The organism is Mesorhizobium sp. M0244, assembly GCF_040321795.1.
Taxonomy (GTDB): domain Bacteria; phylum Pseudomonadota; class Alphaproteobacteria; order Rhizobiales; family Rhizobiaceae; genus Mesorhizobium.
Window position 1 is genome coordinate 1 of record NZ_JAMYSE010000166.1, and the last position, 6,618, is coordinate 6,618.

Consider the following 6,618-nt stretch of genomic DNA (forward strand, 5'->3'; position numbering starts at 1 on the left):
ACGCTGCTGCTGGTCAGCCTCGCCTGTGTCTTGGGGAGCGCCTGGTTCCTGGTGCTGGCGTTCGTAGCGGCCTTCGTGAGGCAGAAGCTGACGATCGAGAGCGAGGAAAAGGTGCTGACGAGCAAATTCGGCAAGAAGTACCGGGACTACGCCAAAAAGGTGCGACGCTGGATCTGAGCCTTAGGTGTTGACGCCGAGTTCTGCCAGCCGCTCGACGCAGGATTCCTCGGCCTGGTCGAGCTCGGCCAGGGTCTCCTCGAGATCGCGGCGTTTCTGGCGCAAATCCTCGCGCTTTTCCTCGATGCGCTTGATCATCAATTTGAGTTGGCCGACCTCGCCGGGCGGCTCCCTGTACATCTGGATGATTTCGCGGATCTCGTTGATCGAGAAGCCGAGCCTCTTGCCGCGCATGATCTGGCGGATGAGATGCCGGTCCGACGGGCGGAACAGCCGCGTGCGGCCGCGCCTTACCGGCTGCACCAGCCCTTCGTCTTCGTAGAAGCGCAACGTCCGCGTCGACACGTCGAATTCGCGGGTCAGCTCCGTTATCGAATAATATTCCCGCATCGTCACTCCAATGCCCCGGCCATGCCGCGAGTTCCCCGTGCGGCTTCGCCAGCATCCAGGCGTGTGCCAGAATCGGCAGGCAGGGACCTTCCAAAACCTCGCACGGCATTTACGTAAAAGTCAATTGAGAGGGTTCAGCGCACGCCGAACCACCATGTGGCAAGCCCGAGAAAGGCAAAGAAGCCGACGACGTCGGTGACCGTGGTGACGAAAACCGCCGAAGCCACAGCCGGATCGATCTTGAAGCGGTCGAGCAGCAGCGGGATAAGGATGCCCGCCAGAGCCGCCACGAACATATTGATGATCATCGCAGCCGCAATGATGCCGCCGAGATTGCGATCGTGGAACCAGGCAGCAGCCACGAGGCCGATCAGGATGGCAAAGATGATGCCGTTGATGAAGCCCACCCCGATTTCGCGGCGGATGATGCGGCCGGCATTGTAGATGTCGAGGTCCCTGGTCGCCAGCGCCCGCACCGTGACCGTCATGGTCTGCGAGCCGGCATTGCCGCCCATGCCGGCGACGATCGGCATCAGCACCGCCAGCGCCACGATATGCTCGATGGTGCGGTCGAACAGGCCGATCACCGAGGCCGCCAGGAAAGCCGTCAAAAGATTGACCAGCAGCCAGGGCACGCGCGAGCGCGAGGTCGAAAAGATGCTGTCCGAGAGTTCTTCGTCGCCGACGCCGCCCATGCGCAGCAGATCTTCCTCGGCCTCCTGCTGGATGACGTCGACGACGTCGTCGATGGTCAGCACGCCGACCAGCCGCTCGTTCTCGTCGACGACGGCGGCGGACAGAAGATCGTATTGTTCGAATTCGCGTGCCGCCTCCTCCTGGTCCATGGTGGCCGGGATGGCATGCCTGGTCTCATGCATGACCTCTTCGACCTTGACCGAGCGCTTGGTACGCAGGATCTGGTCGAGGTCGATGGCGCCGAGCAGCTTGAAGCTCGGATCGATGACGAAGATCTGGCTGAAACGGTCGGGAAGATTGTTGTCCTCGCGCATGTAGTCGATGGTCTGGCCGATCGTCCAGAAGGGCGGCACCGCGACGAACTCCGTCTGCATGCGGCGGCCGGCGGTCTCTTCGGGATAGTCAAGCGAACGCCGCAGCCTGATCCGCTCGGTGAACGGCAGCTGCGACAGGATCTCGTCCTGGTCCTCCTGGTCGAGGTCCTCGAGAATGTAGACCGCGTCGTCGGAATCGAGCTCCTGCACCGCCTGGGCGATCTGCGCATTGGGCAGACTGTCGACGATGTCGCGCCGGATCGCCTCGTCGACCTCGGTCAGCGCGGAAAAATCGAAATCCTTGCCTAGCAATTCGACCAGCGCGCGGCGCTGTTCCGGGTGCAGCGCCTCAAGCAGATGGCCGAGTTCCGACTGGTGCAGATCGTCGACTTCACGCTTCAGCGCCAGCGTGTCGCGATCGGCGATCGCAGCACCGATCTGGGCGAGAAACGACGACAGGATGACGCCGTCCTCGTCATAGATGTCGGCGTGGTGCTCCTCAGCGGCCCTGGCGCCGGTCATGTGTTCGTCCTGGCCTTCCACCAGCGCCTCCCGCCATCGGATTTCCGGATAAGGTGCCTGTCAGGTCTAGACCATGATCCTGAAAAGTGGAAACCGGTTTTCCGAAAAGATCATGGTCAAACACAAAGATGGAGCGGGGGCACGATTTGGCTTGAGATCGGCCTCTCTAGGCGCAACGGACGGCGTCAAACGACCTTGCGAGCTGCCGGTTGCCCCAGGGTTGATAATTAGAATATTCTAATTTAGTATGTCTATAATTACCGCTAATAAATGGAGGGTGTTTATGGGGAAGTATCTGCTTGCCAGCCTTGCGTTGGTTTGTTCGGAAATACTTTTGAACCCGATTGCCGCCGAGGCAAAATCCTTCAAATCTTTTCAGGGCAAGGAATGCAACCGTGACTACAAACGGCTTTGCCCAATGACACCGATCGGCAAATGCGATCTTCAGAGCATGATCGAGCAGTTGTCACCCGCCTGCAAGGCTTTCGTCGAGAAGCACCGGTAATCCAGCTCTGGTACCGCCGCTGACCAACTGCCGGGTAGTCCGCGACAACGCTAGGTGTGGTGTGCCCGCTTTGGTTTCCTGAAAGAGGAACAGTCTCGCAAACACATCCCGCCGCTCGAACATCCCTACTCTGTTGCTGTCGGGAGAATATGATCCAGCAACAGACTGCGCATCGTGCGGCTAAAGGCCTTCCTCTCGGGCAAGTGATTTTCTTCGGGGAATTGGCACGATGCGATCGATTTCCGATCCGTGCGGATCCGAAGTCGCGGCCGATTTCCTGGCAAACCCCAGACGCAAGCTGAAGACTGAGTGCATTTGGCAGATGAAGACCCATAATTTTCGGTCGCTGCGGAGAAGCTGTGGCAAGGTCAGGCGAAAGAAGCCAAAGCAGAGATTGCCGTTCCGGTTCGGGCATCGTTCGCCCAACAACATTAGTCCCAGTGGCCCGCAGCACGGCACATGCTGCACGGGGAATGAGGGCGAGGCCGACGATGCGGCGGCCTCGCTGGATATCGGACGGCTAAGAGCCTCGCCTCTTGATCAGGCTGCGTCGCGCTTGGACTCAGCCGCATAGCGGTCCAGGAGTCCGCTCCAGCCACCCTCGGATTCGAAGGCCTGGCGCGCTGCTTCCGCGGCCTCGCCCATGTTCTCCAGAAGCCTGTGCTCGAGTTCCACCCGCGTCGCGTTCTCGCCGAGCGTCACAAAGCGGATGTCGACTTCGGTCAGCAGTTCCGGATCGAAGCGCCAGTCGGCTCCGATACGCCAGGCGAGCGTCAGCCTGGACGGCGGATCCCAGGCGAGAACCTCGCCCCAATCGCATTCCGAGCCATCTTCGCCGATCTCGTACCAGCGCCCGCCGGCTTTCGGTTCGATCACTGCAGTCGTCAGGGCGGATTTGCCAATCGAGTGCGAAGCCGGCCACCACCGGCCAAACCCTGTCGTGAACACATCGAATGCCTTGTCGAGTGGCACCTCCACCGTCACGGACTTCCTGACCGGTGCGGGCTTGATCATGGTCGTCATTTCCTCTTCTCCTTGCTGTTGTCGACTTCCCGTTTGAAGGCGTCGAGCGCATCGCCCCACATGCGATCGAGCCAGGCGCGCATCTCGCCGAGCCCATGCGGGTCGAGATGATAGATGTTGCTGGCACCCTTGGGCTCGGCACGGACCAGCCGGGCTTCCTTCAACACTTTGAGGTGCTGCGATACGGCCGGTTGCGAGACCGGAAGCACCCGCGTCAAATCAATGACCGAGCGCGGCCGATCGGCGATGAGTTCGAACACCTTGCGGCGTGTCGGATCGGCCAAGGCCACCATGCCTGCGTAATCATAAACCATGACTTATGATAAGCAAGAACTTATGATAGGTCAACTGAGGCCTACGAGTAAGCGCTCGCTGATGGGCATCCGCATTGTACAAAAGCAACCAAATTTTCATTAGCCGGGAACGACGCCTCAACCATACACGTTTAGCGCTAAGGCCGACCGGCTCCTCCCGCCGGCCTGGCTGAGAAGGTCCACTGCTTAATATGGGGCAGCCGGCCTGAGGGTTCGCGACATGCTAAACCAGCGTGCCAATCGCACCTCTCTTAGCCCCCACGACCTGGCTATTTGCCAACGCGTGTTCGACCGGGTTTGCGCAGACGAACATCTCGACCCTTTAAGCCAAGACGCCGAAAAATTAGCGGCGACCGTCGTTGCGATTTTTCGAAATGCTCACACCGATGAACGCAAACTACTGGAGGCAGTCAGGTCTCATCGTCACGGCGCAGAAAAGTCGCGCTAGCTCTCATCCCAAAAATGCCACAGCGAAGCACCCGACACTTGGGCCTGTTGGCGTCCAGGAGCACCGATCGGAGACAGCGATATGGGCACACAGGGCGATGGCAATCATTTCCTGTATGTCGGTCATCTGCGGTCGACCGGACAGCCGGCTATTGTAACCCATCACGGATCACGCGGTCCGGGAGCGATGCTGTACAAGCGCGGAATTACGGTGAATTACCGTGACAGTGCACTTTTGCCATGCTCGCCCGGCTGTCGTTGGGTGTAGGTTGACCGTATGGCTCGCGTTGCCCGTATTGTCGCTCTGCCACACCACGTCACGCAACGAGGTAACGGGCGCGCCAAAGTGTTTTTCACGTCCGAAGACCAGGGCGCCCGACACACCGCCAACCAAGGGCAATGTCACCCTTCACGCGCAACGAATTAGGGTGACAGTGCACCTTTGCCATTCTGCTCAGCTGTCGCTGTGTCTAGATTGACCGCATGGCTCGACTTTCCGTTGCCGCGTCGCCGATGTCAGCATCTGGGCGCGTGGTGCCTGATGCCAAACCGCGCACCTAATCCTGAGGTCGGCCGACCGAATCGCGCTGGCCAAAGTGCACCCGTGCACCTGACCGTGAACCGGCGGCGTTCCGGATCTGATGTCAATGGAGAGCCGGGCTGTGATCGTTAGCGGGGCCATTCGATTTGCTCGAGAGGCCGAGAGTATCGGTTGGCCGAGCGGCAGCGACGCACTTCTGGACCGGATTGCCGAGCAAACCAGCGGCAGGTGGGGAAAGAAAAAAGTGCACTGTCACCGTAAATCGCCGCATGGCGGGTGTCGACCACCGGGGAAAAAGTAAACCTGACGGCAAGGTTTTTACCTTATCGGAGTATATTTCTCTCTGGCGAAACATTTAGAATGGGTAAATTGGTTTGGCCTTAATTACGGAAGCCTCTCACTATAGGCCAGCCGCCATATGGCAATTGCGCCTGTCTTTATTTATGGCAATCTACGTCTTAGGCGCATCTGCACTATTTCCAGAGATTTTCTCTACCGCAGCCATAATCTATTCTCACAAGTTTCTTATTGGCATTCCGATCTTGTTTATCGGCGGTGTCTGCTGTGCCGCGCTCATCTATGGCCGACGACAACCAATTCGCTACGCCCTAGATTTGATTCAAGGGCGATGGCGCGGCTGTCTGTTGGTGCTCCTGTTCTTCTTTGCCAGCTTGACCGCGTTCTCTACCTACAAGATCGCTATCCCGTCGGTCGTCCCATACTATGCCGACAACTGGCTAGCCGACGCTGATGAATGGTTGCATGGGATGCCGCCATGGGAGATCGTCCATAAGCTCGACAGCAACAGTTGGTCGCTCGTCGTCTTCAACAGCTATGAAGTCATTTGGTTTTACCAGTGGTTCGGCACCATCCTTTTCGTGTCGCTCTGGTCGGACGAGATTGCCCGCATCCGCTATCTCTGCGCAGCAGCGCTAACGCTGTGCGCTCTCGGAACTGTCTTGGCCTTGGCGCTGGCATCGGTCGGGCCGGTTTACTACCACCAGTTTGTTGGCGTGGATCGCTTCCACGGACTCGATGCAGTCATGGACAGGCTGGACCATAGTTACATGGTGCGGAAACCCGCTGCATATCTCCTGATGGCTTACCAGAGCGGCCGGCCAAGTCTTGGCGGCGGCATCTCAGCCATGCCAAGCATGCATGTCGCCTTTGTCACACTGAACGCCTATTTGCTTTCCTCAATCAATCTCTGGCTTGGCGTTCTGGGTTGGACCTTCGCAGCCCTGATCCTGTACGGATCGGTGTACACTGGATGGCACTATGCTGTGGACGGCTACGCATCGATCATTATTGTGTCTGTCATCTGGTGGGCGACTGGACGCTTGGTGCGCGAATAATTATGCACACCAACCGCATAGATGGCCACGCCCGCCGATGGCCTCTTCGCATGGGCCAAACTAGCGATCGCAATAGGCAAGAAAGCCACGTGCCTTGACAAGGACGCTCTCTGCCGTGCTCGAATTCAACGGGTTAGAGGTTCCGCTTTCGAATTTGATGGTGCGGCCGAGATGCAATGCTGCACCGCCTCGCAAGTTGATTTTAAAGGATTTTTTCTAGAATTCCATAGCGATTTGTAGTAAGCGCCTCGCCGATCACCTATGGGTTTGGGCTTGATGTTTTCCGGAATCGCCAGGGCATGAGTTCCTCGATCTGGCTCTGTGGATGGCCGTT

Annotated in this window: 8 protein-coding genes; 3 read left to right on the forward strand and 5 right to left on the reverse strand. The window is 58.5% G+C overall.

Features of this window, described 5'->3' with window-relative positions:
- Window positions 1–177: methyltransferase family protein (locus NKJ08_RS37900; protein WP_502906389.1), on the forward strand; the 177-nt coding region annotated here is incomplete at its 5' end.
- A 3-nt stretch (window positions 178–180) separates the two neighbouring features.
- Here NKJ08_RS37900 and NKJ08_RS37905 read toward each other — a convergent pair.
- Both NKJ08_RS37905 and mgtE read right to left on the reverse strand, forming a co-directional pair.
- Window positions 181–567, reverse strand: a complete 387-nt coding sequence (locus NKJ08_RS37905) for a MerR family transcriptional regulator (RefSeq protein WP_352532226.1) — start codon at window positions 565–567, stop codon at window positions 181–183.
- Between the two features lie 134 nt (window positions 568–701).
- Window positions 702–2,120 carry a magnesium transporter gene (mgtE, locus tag NKJ08_RS37910; RefSeq protein WP_352532224.1) on the reverse strand — a complete coding sequence of 473 codons (1,419 nt, stop codon included), beginning with the start codon at window positions 2,118–2,120 and terminating at the stop codon, window positions 702–704.
- 262 nt (window positions 2,121–2,382) lie between these two features.
- On the opposite strand from mgtE, the gene NKJ08_RS37915 reads away from it, so the two are divergent.
- Window positions 2,383–2,604, forward strand: a complete 222-nt coding sequence (locus NKJ08_RS37915; RefSeq protein ID WP_352786275.1) for a hypothetical protein — start codon at window positions 2,383–2,385, stop codon at window positions 2,602–2,604.
- Window positions 2,605–3,144: 540 nt separating this feature from the next.
- Here the strand turns inward: NKJ08_RS37915 and NKJ08_RS37920 are convergent.
- On the reverse strand, window positions 3,145–3,627 hold the full coding sequence (locus NKJ08_RS37920; RefSeq protein ID WP_352786276.1) for an SRPBCC family protein: 483 nt from the start codon (window positions 3,625–3,627) through the stop codon (window positions 3,145–3,147).
- Entirely contained in the window at window positions 3,624–3,941 is a 318-nt protein-coding gene (locus NKJ08_RS37925) for an ArsR/SmtB family transcription factor (RefSeq protein WP_023720727.1), read from the reverse strand. Before NKJ08_RS37925 ends, NKJ08_RS37920 begins: the two co-directional genes overlap by 4 nt.
- Window positions 3,942–5,372: 1,431 nt before the next feature.
- On the opposite strand from NKJ08_RS37925, the gene NKJ08_RS37930 reads away from it, so the two are divergent.
- A complete protein-coding gene (locus NKJ08_RS37930; RefSeq protein ID WP_352532216.1) occupies window positions 5,373–6,284 on the forward strand; it encodes a phosphatase PAP2 family protein in 912 nt (303 codons plus the stop codon).
- Between the two features lie 125 nt (window positions 6,285–6,409).
- Here NKJ08_RS37930 and NKJ08_RS37935 read toward each other — a convergent pair.
- The coding region (locus NKJ08_RS37935) for a hypothetical protein (protein WP_352786278.1) at window positions 6,410–6,618 on the reverse strand (209 nt) is incomplete at its 5' end.